General features: G+C 61.3%; 7 protein-coding genes and 1 tRNA gene. 2 read left to right on the top strand and 6 right to left on the bottom strand.

The genetic code is table 11. From position 1 onward, the window contains the following. Positions 1 to 59: 59 nt before the first annotated feature. The 5 genes from P3T42_RS21290 to P3T42_RS21270 all read right to left on the bottom strand — a co-directional run bounded on the left by P3T42_RS21290 (position 60) and on the right by P3T42_RS21270 (position 5,514). A complete protein-coding gene (locus tag P3T42_RS21290; protein ID WP_429307157.1) occupies positions 60 to 686 on the bottom strand; it encodes a methylamine utilization protein in 627 nt (208 codons plus the stop codon). A gap of 337 nt (positions 687 to 1,023) precedes the next feature. Next, positions 1,024 to 1,114 (bottom strand) — tRNA-Ser (locus tag P3T42_RS21285). Positions 1,115 to 1,229: 115 nt separating this feature from the next. Continuing rightward, entirely contained in the window at positions 1,230 to 3,248 is a 2,019-nt protein-coding gene (locus P3T42_RS21280) for a sodium:solute symporter family protein (protein ID WP_429307156.1), read from the bottom strand. Between the two features lie 4 nt (positions 3,249 to 3,252). Continuing rightward, the gene (locus P3T42_RS21275) at positions 3,253 to 3,612 is read right to left on the bottom strand and encodes a DUF4212 domain-containing protein (protein ID WP_429307155.1); all 360 of its coding nucleotides are present in this window, start codon (positions 3,610 to 3,612) and stop codon (positions 3,253 to 3,255) included. Positions 3,613 to 3,753: 141 nt separating this feature from the next. After that, positions 3,754 to 5,514 (bottom strand): cytotoxic necrotizing factor Rho-activating domain-containing protein, encoded by a 1,761-nt coding sequence (locus P3T42_RS21270; RefSeq protein WP_429307154.1) that lies wholly within the window; start codon positions 5,512 to 5,514, stop codon positions 3,754 to 3,756. A 407-nt stretch (positions 5,515 to 5,921) separates the two neighbouring features. On the opposite strand from P3T42_RS21270, the gene P3T42_RS21265 reads away from it, so the two are divergent. Next, the gene (locus P3T42_RS21265; protein ID WP_429307153.1) at positions 5,922 to 7,985 is read left to right on the top strand and encodes a cytotoxic necrotizing factor Rho-activating domain-containing protein; all 2,064 of its coding nucleotides are present in this window, start codon (positions 5,922 to 5,924) and stop codon (positions 7,983 to 7,985) included. A gap of 178 nt (positions 7,986 to 8,163) precedes the next feature. Here P3T42_RS21265 and acs read toward each other — a convergent pair whose 3' ends face one another. Further along, positions 8,164 to 10,146, bottom strand: a complete 1,983-nt coding sequence (gene acs / locus P3T42_RS21260; RefSeq protein WP_074297716.1) for an acetate--CoA ligase — start codon at positions 10,144 to 10,146, stop codon at positions 8,164 to 8,166. Between the two features lie 500 nt (positions 10,147 to 10,646). Between acs and P3T42_RS21255 the strand changes: the two genes are divergently transcribed. Then, positions 10,647 to 13,640, top strand: a complete 2,994-nt coding sequence (locus P3T42_RS21255) for a hypothetical protein (protein WP_429307152.1) — start codon at positions 10,647 to 10,649, stop codon at positions 13,638 to 13,640. Positions 13,641 to 13,786: the final 146 nt, after the last annotated feature.

The raw sequence follows: 13,786 nt of genomic DNA, 5'->3' as shown, positions 1-13,786 counted from the left end.
GAGTGCGATTTTCGATCGCAACCTGTGTAAGCGCACAGGACCTCCGCGCAATACGCCGGTTATTCGGCGTCCAGTTTTACGGTGAACGTCGCCGCGCTGTTCGCGCTCGCGTCGATCGTTTGCGTGGGCCGCGCGTTCGCGTCGCTCTGCCGATAGTGCCAGACGGTCACGCGATAGCGATCGGTGGGCAAGTTGGCGAACGTCGCATTGCCGCTGGCGTCGGATTTGGCGAAGTACGGCGTATCGACAATGAGCAGGTACGCCACCATCATGTCGTGGATGTTGCAGCCGAGCACCACGAGGCCCGGTTTGTCGAACACGACCGGGTGCGGCGGAACGCCTCGATAGAGCTTCAGTTCGAAGCGTTTGGGTGCGGAGAGCGAATAGACGTCATGCGCAATATCGTCGAGATTCGGCAGCTTGACCGATGCGCCGGTCTGAATCACCGAGACGAGCGGTACGAACATCTTGTTCTTCTGTGCGATGACCGCGCCGGCCGGCGGACGCGCCGGCAACCGGCCATCCACTGGAGTCGCGTAAATCACCGCGTCTGCGATGGGAGCCCCTGCCTGGTCTGCGACATGGACCGCAAGCGTGGCGGCGTTGACATTGGCTGCCGGCACGGCGCCGCTCATGGCTGCCACACAGGCGGCCGCCATCATCCACAAGGTCTTCCCCGTTTTCATCTTTTCGTAATGTTGGTGTTGGTTAGCGGTCAGCAATGACGGGTTGGAGTGCTTGCCTTCAACACGTGCCGCGAGCGCCCTTGTATAACGGCATAACCTGGACGGTTATTCCGTGCGGCCAACATCAAATTATTTAAAGGGGGTGATAGGTCAGAGCTATGTGTTGTGCGCCGCGGCCTGGTGCAGTGAGGAGTGTTGATGATGTGCGTGTTGATGGGGTCCGGGTTCGCGCGTGTTGGATGGCGGCGGGTCGATGATGGGGCCGCTGATGGGCCAGAAAAACAAAAAGCCGTTGAATCTTTGCTGGATTCAACGGCTTTTCACTTGATCAATATTTTGGCGGAGAGACGGGGATTCGAACCCCGGATAGGTTATTAACCTATACACGCTTTCCAGGCGTGCGACTTAAACCGCTCATCCATCTCTCCGGCGGGAGTCGAATTATAGCAAACTCTGGGCCGCGCGCCAGCCCTGTCCGAAAACACCGGCAAAACGCCCCTCGAACCACCCTGAAACCCCCGCCCAGCGCCCATCCAGCCACCCTCACGGATGCCGGATATAGTCCACCAACGCCCGCGTATAAGCATCCGGCTTGCGATCCACGAGACTCACCAGGATCGCCACCAGAAACCCCGCCGGCACGCCAAACACGCCCGAACTGATCGGCTCGATGCCAAACCACCGGGTCCCGACGAACCCAGTCATCTGCGTAAAGAACGGGTATGTGGAGACGATGTAATAGATGCACACCACGAGCCCCGCCACCATCCCGGCCACCGCCCCAAGCCGCGTCGTGCGCTTCCAGAACACGCCGAGCACCAGCACCGGAAACAGGCTGGAGGCCGCTAGCGAAAACGCCGCTCCCACCAGAAACAGGATGTTCCCCGTATTCAGCGACGCCACATACGACGCAAACAGCGCCACCCCCAGCAGCAAGATCTTGGAGATCGTCACGCGCCGCTGGCTCGATGCCGCCGGATCGACCATGTGATAGTAGACGTCGTGCGAAAGCGCATTCGCGATGGTCAGCAGCAAACCATCGGCGGTCGAAAGCGCGGCCGCCAATGCCCCCGCCGCAATCAGCCCCGACATCACATACGGCAGCCCCGCAATCTCCGGCGCCGCCAGCACGATCATGTCCGGCTGCATCTGGATCTCGCTCCACTGCACGATGCCGTCGCGGTTCGTATCGACGACGCTGATCAGGTTCGGCTCGATCCTGAGCCACTGCGTCAGCCACTGCGGCAGATCGGCAAACGGGTGCCCCACGAGATTCGTCAGGATTTCGTACTTCATGAGCACGGACAGCACCGGCACCGTCAGATAGAACAGTGCGACAAAGAACAGCGTCCAGCCGACCGAACGCCGCGCCGACGCCACCGAAGTGGTCGTGTTATAGCGCGTCAGAATATGCGGCAAGCTCGCCGTCCCAAGCGACAAACACAACAACAGCGACAGAAAATTGCGCTCGTGGGTGCGCCGGTCTTCACCGCTGATGGGCGGAAACGGCTCGGACATCGGCACCGGCGCCGAGGCGCGCGTCAACAACACCTCGCGCTGTTGCGTCCATACGATCTTCGCGGCCGCGGCATCGTGCGGAAAACTTTCGAGCGCGCGCTCGCTCGTGTTGATGTCGCGTAGCGGGCCGTTGTGCCGGCGCAAATCCGCCACCTTCTCGGTGAGCCCCTGCTTCTCGTCGATGAACGACTGCGGCAGCCCGTCGATCTGCACCTGCAGTTTTGCTGCCTGCTTCCGGTAGTCGTCGCGCACGCTCTGATCCAGCGGCGCGTCGCGCACCTGACGCTCGAGTGTCTCCACGCGTTCCATCAGGTGTCCATAGTTAAATTGCGGCGCCCAGCCGAGGCCGTCCTTATGCGCGATCATCGACACCGGAATCAGGATCGCCAGGATCAGGATGATGTATTGCGCCACCTGGGTCCACGTCACCGCGCGCATGCCGCCCAGAAACGAGCACACCAGAATGCCCGCCAGTCCGCAAAAAATGCCCACGGCAAAATCGACGCCGATAAAGCGCGTCGCAATCAGCCCCACGCCCTGAATCTGCGCGACCAGATACACGAACGAACAGAGGATCGCAGCCAGGGCCGCGAGGCCGCGCACCGCGTTGCTCGAGAAACGCGTGCCGAGGAAATCCGGAATCGTGTAGCGCGCGAGCTTGCGCACATACGGCGCGAGCAGGAACGCCGTGAGGCAATAGCCGCCCGTCCAGCCCATCAGATACGCGAGGCCGTCGTAGCCGGTCGCGTAGATCGAACCCGCCAGACCAATGAAGGATGCCGCCGACAACCAGTCGGCAGCGGTCGCCATGCCGTTGAAGGCCGACGGCACGCGCCGTCCCGCGACGTAGTACTCCACCAGATCGGAGGTTCGCGACAGCAGGCCGATCACCGCATACACGGCAATCGGCACGAACAGGAACACATAGCCGATCCACACGCCCGGCCCGGTCACGGCTTCGATGCGCCACATCACATAGATGAAGGCCAGAAACCCGAGCGTGTAGAACGCGTAGGAGCGGATGAGCCGATGCGTGAGCGTCATCGGCTCAGTTTCCGCGCGCCGTTGCTGCGGCGTTCGCGTCCGCTACGAACGCGCGTTGCAGCGTGCGGTCGGCGCGCTGCATCAGCACGATGTAGGCGAGAATCAGTGCGACATAGACGAGGATTGCGCCTTGCGCGCCAACGTAGAACGGCAGGCTGAAGCCGGCGAAGCGCACCTTCGATAGCGAAGGGGCGGCCAGCGGCACGACAAACGAGACCAGAAAGCCCACCGTCATCAGCACGGCGATGCAAATGAGATTGAAGCGCCAGTAGCGTCGATGCGCGCGCGCCATCGCCTCCGAGACCGGTGGCGGCTCGGGCAGCGGGTTCAGCGCGGGTTGGGCGGAGGTATGCGGCGTGGTCATGCGCCTATTTACCAAAAAGACACCGTGCGGGCAATCGGGATTGTCCGTGGCGCCACCGCCATGCGCGAATAATCATCGGGAGGCGGTAAGCGCTGAGCCGCGTGCCTGACAGCGAAGCGGCAAATCGACTGGGCAAGACCGTCAACCCGTCTGAGGGGTAAACCTGTCGATTTGAGCGTCGTTCTCGTGAAAGTCGTACATCACATTGCCCTTGGCGTCGCTTTTATAGTTTGCGATCGGCAGTTCGCCTCGTTCGTAAAGCGTGCTGACCGAAATCCGCCCTCGCGCGTCCTTGCGAATCAGCGCGAAGGCTGTGCCGATTGGCGCCCCTTTTACGTCCGGCTGAAAATAATCGTGAATATGGGTCCCCTGCGCCGCAGGTCCGGCCGCTCCGGTAATCCGCGTATCGGCCTGCGCTCCACTCTCACCGTGTTTTCCATAATATATGACGGAGGCAAATGGATATTGCTTCGCCACGTCGATCAGATCGTTGTTTTCCGGGTGCGTCAGCGCCTTCCTTGTTGCATCTGGTTTTAACTGTTCATGCGCCTGGCGGAGAAGACGCACGCCGTCCTGAGCCGTCTTCCAGTTACGCGTTGGAGTCGAAGTTCCAACGTGGTATGCGTAGAAATGAGCGTTGTCGGCCGCAAACATTACGGTGCATCCACTCAGGCCGCCGGCGGTCACCAGCAGAGACCCTTTGGGTGGAATATCCGCGAAGGCTATCCTGACCGCGCCCACACCCTCCTTGCCATTAGCTAGTTCAATGACATCCGTCTGGGAGCTCAATTTACGATTGCCGCGCCCCCATCCACCGTAGTACATCTTCCCACCCTGACATAGCGAGGTAATCCCCTTGCCATTTCCGGTGTACAGAACCTCCCTCGTTTTTTCAGTTCCAGCATTCGAAGATTTAACTGGCTCCGGCATTTTTACATCATTGTCGTAACGATAAAAATCAAAATTCGTCCTGATCTCCGATTTCTCACCCACGTAAATCGCACCTTTATTTTTAAGTGCCTCGATCTTTCCATTTCTTATCCGATGGGCGTCGCTGGAGAATTTCGCCTTGATCGCCGACACCAGCTTCGCGGCGCCGCCCTTCTGTTTTGAAGGGGGCGTCGTGCTCGTCCCGGGAACCGGTCTGGTTGCGCCGGTACTCGTCGCGCCGGTGCTCGAAGACGCGCCCGCTCCACCGCTTCCCTGGGTTTCCTTCTTACCCTTCGCGTCAATCGGCAATTTTGGAGGATGGGTCGGGCTGGCAGGATAGCCGACACGGCCACCCTTTATTCGCGTCGGAGGTTTGTACCTCGGGCGTCTCGCCCCACCCTCCGTCGCCAGGCGTTTTACAGGAATCGCGACGCTGTCCGCAGACGGCAAATCGTTGATGCTGAAGAGCAAATCGTCCGCCTGATCCAGGGTTAACGGCTTTTTTTCCTCCAGCGTGTGAAGCGCACCGGCATTGACAGAGACTAGATTCATCGCCGCACCAACAGGATGAAAATTTCGCAGACCTACCATAATCGAGTCGATCTGCTTGAAGTCTTCCGCAATCTGGGCGCGCTCCCATTCGGCGATATTTCTATCGTGCACCAGAACATGGTGCATGTCGGTCGTACTGGCGGCGAAGGCACCCACGGGATGTCCAAGCGCATCTTTAACGATCCGCAATACCTCTTCCAACGTGTACTTCGACTTGATCCGAACACCGCCCACATATTCGACCTTGTCGGGTCCGTTATGGGCGGGTGCTTCCTGCTGCGGCTTGGACTGCCCCGCTCCACCCGGTGAAATGATGGAGCGGCTGATGCGGGAGCCGCCCGGCTTCACGCCAGCATGTGCCGCCTCGTTCACTGTCTGTTCAAACCCGCTGTAGATGGCAAGACTGCGATCAACTTTCATCAATGACCTCCCGATAGATGGTGGTCAGACGTAAGCCCTCGGATTTCACTCACGCAGAAACCGTCCGCAGTGCGTCCGCCTGGCCGTATCCGATGGTGACCTCATGGTTTCGCGGGAGGCATTACCCCAATACTTCGAGACGTTCGCGCGCAAGCCTTCGCGGTTGCGCAGTCCAGAGCGCTGTGTGTGTCTCCGTCGGAACTACTGGAATAATGCCCCGCTCATACCCTTGAGGGCACAATGACGATTGCCGGGTGGACTGCTCAAACGATGCGCCATGGTGAACCGTGATGGGCGTGACGTGGCAAAGACCGGACTCGGCGAGACGATTCAATTGATTAGCTATCCTTTTCAGTTGATCAATTCCGCGCAGCGAACCTGCGGCGCCAGGAATCGTCCTGAAATGCTTGAATATCCTCGTGATTGGGGAAGGTGCTTCGGACATCCGGTTCGCCGGTTGGTCCTTTTCTGGAGGGTTGGTTGTGAGAGTGAATGCTCAAAATGGATCAGCCTACGACCATTCCGGTTCTGCACCGGTAGTCAACGGCGCAGATTCGACGGGTACGGGTTCGGCGGTGGCACAGGTCCGAAACGCGCCTGCGTCAGGCGAACCCGTGAAGGACGGGTTGACGTTACCGATTGTCGACCCGCGCGCCTTATGGGTGCGTCTTCAGGGTTTCGAGAAAGGTGTATGGAAAATTGAGCAAAAGCAACGCGCAGGGGCCTCACTCTCGGACGCCGAGCGATGGGCACGTGAGGTGTACAACGAACTGCGCCGCGATCCATTGTTTGGGAATCCGGATGCAAGTCGGGATCGGCGTGCCGTGGGCAATCCCGGTAACGTGGAAACGACCACACCCGTCTCCGCTCCCAAAACGAAAGATGGTCCGCGTCGAAAGTATGTGGGTGGCGTTCAGATCAAGCGCGACTACACGCTCGACGAAGGCACTGCGATCTTCGTGGACGCGTTGAGCAAGCCGTTTTCCTCTTTCGCGAAAAGTGCGACGGATTCCTACCGGAAGCTGAACCAGGGACATCCCATATCAAAGGAGGAAAAGCAAAACATCGACCGATACACCCGTTTTGTTGATGCCGCTTATTCGGTGACGCCTCAGGGACAAGCCATGCTTGCAACGGCCCACGCGGTGGAGGCCGCCAATCAGGCGAGAAAGGGCCAATTGCCCTCGCCGGACTCCATGCAGGGTGCACTCCAGTCGACTACCGGCACGGGTGGCTCGCCCCCTTCCCGCCGACCGCCGCGGACCAGGCAACCGCCGGCCTTCAGGCAGCCGACCCGTCTCCCCGACGGCCGGCTCGGCTATCCTTTGAGTCCGACGCAGCCACCGCGTTTGCCGGCGGAGCAACAGCCTGCCGGACCTTCCGGACCACAAACCGAACAGACACCGCCACGTCCAGCCCATACACCGCCTCAAAAAAAGCCGACGAACGTCGTGAAGCGGATCTTGTCCAGACTGCGGGAATCTTCAGTCAGAAACGGTCAGGTGGGAAAGCTGATCGGAAAAGGACCGTTCAACGTCGAGCCGCCTGCAAATGAAGCCGAGGAGAATCAAAGAATCCATCAATTCCCGCTTGATTTTGATTATTACCGGAAGGACGGAGAGGGAGGGATGAGCTTCGGGATCAATATGGAACATCCCATATCCGCCAAGGAGGTCCTCCCCGATCTGCGAAAGGACGTCCTGACGGTTGGCAACGGCGCACAGGTTACCTCGGAGTCAAGCCATAGTAAGGTCTTTCTGGGAGATCAGTGGGGGCCTTCACGAAGGCGGCTTTCTAAAGAGGTGCCGGTCATCGAACTGGCGAACGGCCGAAATGGCGTCGGCGCGATTAAAATTCCGTACGAAAATCTGAAACCTGGGCAGACGCTTGTTGTGACCGGCGGCTCCTTGAGTGGCTGCACCATGATGTACGCATCGGATACGAACTATTTCTATGCTTATCATGCAGGAACCTACGGCGAGGGGAAGGACGGCTGGCTGACCTCTCGTGACGGTGCAAACGCCATTCGATATGCAAGCGACAGAATGAAGAACGATACATCTGCGGATACGCATGACTATGAGGGGAACAACAATGACCTTGTCCATGTTGGCAATAAGTATCCGTTTTCGGTCATCGTCTACAACGGCAAACATGATGCGCCGGCAACGAGCGGAGAATTTTTGAAGCCGTCTGATCCTCAGCCTTTGGATGCGCGCATCACGGTCTCTCAGAATGCGAAAAGCCATGGCACACACGCTTTCGATTACCGCATTCCAAACCAGCAAGTAGGGCAGTTGGGGACGGCAGAGGCTGTGATAAGCAAAAACAAGCAGGGGAAAGTTAGCGTGCGTGTGCTGGCAGAAAGAGGCGAAATCGAGTTACCGGAACCGGGTTTGCGCCGAGGGGGCAAATACACCCCCGTGGAAACCAAGACGTACGAATATAAGCCGCAGAGTCAAGATGGCTAGAGGCGCCAGGCCGCGCCGCATGCCTCCGTCCAACTCGTCCTCCGGCAGGATTCACTTGTACGGGTGCACAAAAGGAAAACGGCGCATCGAATGATGCGCCGTCGTACGAGTACCGCAACGAGCCACTCGGCTCAAGCGCTGCCGATTAGCCCGGCGATTCAACCATCCGGTTGGACCCTCACAGCGACTCGCCAAGCTGATCGAGAATCGCCGGGTTCTCCAGCGTCGACACGTCCTGCGTGATCGCCTCGCCCTTCGCCAGCGAGCGCAGCAAGCGGCGCATGATCTTGCCCGAGCGCGTCTTCGGCAGGTTGTCGCCGAAGCGGATGTCCTTCGGTTTGGCGATCGGCCCGATTTCCTTGCCGACCCACGCACGCAATTCGTTGGCGATCCTCACCGCTTCCTCGCCTTCCGGCCGCGAGCGCTTCAGCACCACGAAGGCACACACGGCCTCGCCGGTCGTGTCGTCGGGGCGTCCCACCACCGCCGCTTCGGCGACGATCGGATTGGACACCAGCGCCGACTCGATCTCCATCGTCCCGAGCCGGTGGCCCGACACATTGAGCACGTCGTCGATCCGCCCCATGATCGTGAAGTAGCCGGTTTCCTTGTCGCGCACCGCGCCGTCGCCGGCGAGGTAGAGCGTGCCGCCGAGTTCTTCGGGGAAATAGCTCTTCCTGTAACGCTCCGGGTCGCCCCACACGTTGCGCAGCATCGAAGGCCACGGACGCTTGACGACCAGGATCCCGCCCTGCCCGTTCGGTACGTCCTGGCCGGTCTCGTCCACTACCGCGGCCATGATGCCCGGCAGCGGCAGCGTGCACGACCCCGGCACCAGCGGCGTCGCGCCCGGCAGCGGCGTGATCATGTGACCGCCGGTTTCCGTCTGCCACCAGGTATCGACGATCGGGCAACGGCCACCGCCGACGTTCTCGTGATACCACATCCACGCTTCCGGATTGATCGGCTCGCCGACCGTGCCGATCACGCGCAGCGACGACAGGTCATAACTCTTCGGATGGATCTTCGCATCGGCTTCCGCGGCCTTGATCAGCGAACGGATCGCCGTGGGAGCGGTATAGAACAGCGTGACCTTGTGCTTCGCGATCATGTCCCAGAAGCGGCCCGCGTTCGGATAGGTCGGCACGCCTTCGAACACCACCTGGGTGCCGCCGAGCGCCAGCGGGCCATACGTGATGTAGCTATGGCCGGTGATCCAGCCGATGTCGGCAGTACACCAGAACACATCCGTAGGCTTCCAGTCGAAGGTCCACTTCAAGGTCTGCGCGGCCCACAGCAGATAGCCGCCCGTGCTGTGCTGCACGCCCTTCGGCTTGCCGGTCGAACCCGAGGTATAGAGGATGAAGAGCGGATGCTCGGCGCTCACCCATTCCGGCGCGCACTGATCGGACTCGCTCTGGGTGATCTCATGCATCCACAGATCGCGGCCTTCGTGCCATGCGACCTTGCCGCCGGTGCGCTTATAAACGATCACGCTCTTGACGGCTTCGCAGCCGCCCATGGCAAGCGCTTCGTCGGCGATGTTCTTCAACGGCAGGGCCTTGCCGCCGCGCATCTGTTCGTCGGAGGTGACGAGCGCCACAGCGCCCACGTCGACGAGGCGCTCATTGAGCGACTTCGACGAGAAGCCGCCGAACACCACCGAATGCGTCGCGCCGATCCGCGCGCACGCCTGCATGGCGACGATGCCTTCGATCGACATCGGCATATAGATCACCACGCGGTCGCCCTTCCTGACGCCGCGCTTCTTGAGCGCATTGGCGAAGCGGCTCACGCGCTGCAGCAGATCCTGATAGGTGACGTTGGTGACGGCGCCGTCGTCGGCTTCGAAGACGATGGCGGTACGCTGGCCGTGGCCGGCTTCGACGTGACGGTCGAGGCTGTTATACGACGCGTTCAGTTCGCCGTCCTCGAACCACGTATAGAACGGCGCCTTCGACTCGTCGAGCACCTTCGTGAAGGGCTTGTGCCAGCTCAGCGTCTCTTTCGCAAGACGCCCCCAGAAGCCTTCGTAATCGCGTTCCGCTTCGGCGACGAGCGCCCGGTACGCGTCCATGCCGGAGACCGTCGCGCCTGCCACTGCGTCGGCAGAGGGAGGGAAAACGCGGCGTTCCTGAAGAACCGATTCAATCGCAGACATCGACAACCCCTTGGTGAAGACGAAACGTAAAGCCTGTGCCGGCGCGCCATGCTGTGGCGACGCCGCGTTGCTGCCACGATAGATGCCGCAACTTACCCGCCACTTACATCCGGCGAAGGTGGCACCTCGGGTGCCGAGGCACCCCGGATTGTCATGTTAGCCGATGCGGTCCACCGGTGTCATGGAAAGCGCCGGCGCTACTTGCGCTGGATCGGCTCGCATACGCGAGCGATACCAGGGTTTTACCGGAGACGGCCTCGGATTGCGACGTCGCGGCCGGAGCGAATTCGCGACGCCGCGCCATCGTGCAAAGCCGTTTTGCTGCGCCGCGCAAGCAACGCCGACGTGTGCATCAAAGGATCGGACGCGTGGTGATACAGGATCGGCACCCGCGCTTGTACCCGGATGGTCCACTACACGGGCGTCACCACCCATGTCAATCCTCCGGCCAGATCGAGCGCACGCTCGATCCCGCCTCTACACATGCAGAGGGAATGCCCATGAGCACGAATCCGATCAACGCGACTGGCAGCGCGTCTTCGAGTACCCCGCAGCCCGATGCGGACAGCAACACCCTGTTGCCTCGTGACCAGCCGCAGCGGCAACCGGCTATCCACAACACGTCATCCAGCTCGACGAACGCGGGACAACCACCCGTACGCGGCGGGGATAAACCGGACGGCAACGATCAGGTGCCGCCGCTACTGTCGCCGCTTTCCCGGGCCGCACTCAACCTCGCTCCGAGCCGGCTTCCGCGATCCGTGGACAACCCCGCCCCGTCTTCACCGATGCCGGCCCCATCGACGCCATCGGCACCCCTCGCCGCGGCGGCATCTCCCTACTCACCGTACGGGCGACCGCTGCTACCCGGCGCCACGCGCGCGGAACTTGAGCAGTTGCTCGGCGCGCATGACACCAGCACCCTGCCCAACTTGACCAGCCTGTCGACGAGCAGCCATCAGGATGAGCAAAACATGGCGCGGCTCGGCACGGCGCTGCAGCAAAACCTGACCGGCTACCCTCCCGAAGTTCAGCAGTTCGAACAACAGGTCAATCACATGCAGCCACTGCTCACCGCGCTGCCGCAGCCCGAATACGAGGCCTATGCCGGCGCCCTTGCGACGCTCGATGTCGCGTTTCGCGACGCCAGGGCCCCCGCGGACCGGCAACGTGTAGATCAACAGCTGTCACTGCTGGGCACTGCGCTGCTCGAACGCGTCAACACCGCCAGCAACGATCCGGTCGAGCGGGCATTGAGCGTCTTCAACCGTCCAGTCGGCGCAGGCTACCTGACCGGATTGGCGAACCAGCAGGAACTCAGCGCACTGCGCCGGCTGCGCCAGGGCTTCGTCATCGCCGCGACGCCGGCTGTTCGCGAGCGCTACTTCACGCTGGCCGCCGAGCTGAAACACACTCTGCAGCACAAGATCGCCAAGGCGATCGACCAGCATACCGCGCAGGAAGCCGGCAAATGGGCCGAGGCGAACGCGGAGGTCGACCGCATCGTCCACGAAGCCGATGCGCTCACCAACGCCCCCGGCAAGCGCTACGAGCTGATCGGCCGCCAGTTGTACAGCACCAATCCGGGCACGGGTCGCGACGACCTGGCAGACCGTCGGCTGCTGGCTTTCACGCAACGGATGCGGGACGATCCCGCTTTGCACGCCAAGCTCGTCAAATGGACCGTGGAGGCGGGACGAAAACTCAACGTCTATGGCGTCGACGCGCCGAAAAGCTACCTGGACATCCTGAAACAGTTGCCGTCGTCCGGCCCCGACTACGTCCGCGATCTGGCGGACCGGTATAACGCCGTGCTGCACGACAGCTCATACAAGGACGCTTCGGTCACGCCACGCGCGCGCGGGGAAAAACTGGCTGAGCAGATTTTCGAAGGCGCCACCCGCTTCCTGCTGGGCATGACGCCGTTCGCGCCGCTCACAGCCGCGTTCGATCCACACTCGTTGCTGTCGGCAAACACGCGCCTCGGCATCGACCTGGCTTCCGGCCTGCTGGGTCTTGTCGCGGGCGAAGGTGCAACGGCCTTCACGGAACGGCTTGCCGCGAAGAGTGCGACCCGCGTGCTCAAGGCGCCACCCGAAGGGTACGCTCCCGAGCACCCTGTCGCGACGGGCGACAGAAGCCCCACCCTCCCACCTGCGCCGTCCGGTCAACCCGGCAGCGTGGGCGCGCAAGCCACGCAAGCGGCGGCAAGCCCTGCAGCGCAGGGCCTAAGCGTGGACACGGCCGCCGCCGAGGCATCGCAGCGCATCACCGGCACGAAGGCACGCTTGCCCGACGACTACGCCGTGCAGCCCGCGCCCGGCGCCCTGAAACCCGCCACTGGCCAGCCAGGCATATTCACGGACGACAAAGGGCGGTACTACCTCGACAGCGGTGGAAAGACGTATCCCGCCCGCTTCGATCGCGACAACAACACCTGGCGTGTGTATCAGGCGGACAATCCGTACCGGCCTCAATATCCGGTCAGGACCGATGCTCAAGGCGGCTGGGAGGTCCATAACGATGTGGGACTCAAGGGCGGCATGAACCCGGACAACGCACCGGCTCTCGCCCCTCCACAAGAGCAACCGTTCGAGGAACGCTTTCAGGTCTCCAACGCATCCGGCACTCCCCTCTCCGCCGAGATGCTGCAAACGCTCAATCCGCCGGCGTGGCACTCCGACGCGGACGCTTTACTCGATGACATCGCGTTCAACGGACGGTACCGAGCCGCGTTCGACAATCTTCCCGACTCGCAGCAAGAGGCCCTCCGAAACTGGACCTATCTGGATCTCAGCGAAACCTACTCGACGGGCTCCGACTACGAGGACGTCAATTTCGACCTCAACCGGCAATTGCACGATCGTAGCTACCAAACCGACACCGCCTCACGCGCGCATGCATTGCAAGCCGCACTGACCCATCTGCCGAGGCCGGACCAGGATAGCCGCCTGCTTCGCGTCGCGGAGGTCCCTGCCGACTATGCGAGCAAGTTTGCACCGGGCGACTACGTGACCAATTCACCCGCTTTCATGTCCGCGTCCAGCGAAAGCGAATATACGAACGCAACGCTGGCGGACAGCGAGTACGTCGCTGCACCCGGTGGAGCGTTTGCTCTTTACGACATCCAGTCGAAGTCGGCGACGCCTTTTGTTTATCGTGTCACCACGTTGGCGTCCGGAGAACACGAATGGATATTCCGACCCAATACCGTATTCAGAATCGACGAAATCGCCGCGGCGACACCTCAGGATGGGGCCGTCACGCCCCGCATCGGCCTGCGTCTGACCGAGGTACCCGTCGACACGCCGATCTTCGCGAAGAATATCTACACAGGCGAACAGGAACTGGTCAACCCGTCGGGGACGACACCCGTCTATACGACGCTCCAGCCAACCCGGACACCGCCGGCGCAGCCGTCGCCGCCCAACCCCGACCTGCCACCGCTGCCCACGCACGGCGCTACAAACCAGCCGGGCCCCACGACAACATGAAACGAATGCGATTGCGTCGGCGATGCACAGCTTAAATAGGTAGTTAAACGAAATAATTTATTTTTCGAGGTAACGCCCAACGCTATAAATAAGTACAGCGCGGCGCAGCAATCGCGCCTCTACTATTTCATCCGCGGAGCCCACTC

Origin of the sequence: Paraburkholderia sp. GAS38 (assembly GCF_050434965.1) — a bacterium.
Classification (GTDB): Bacteria; Pseudomonadota; Gammaproteobacteria; order Burkholderiales; family Burkholderiaceae; genus Paraburkholderia; species Paraburkholderia phenazinium_A.
This window is presented reverse-complemented; position numbering and strand designations above follow the sequence as displayed.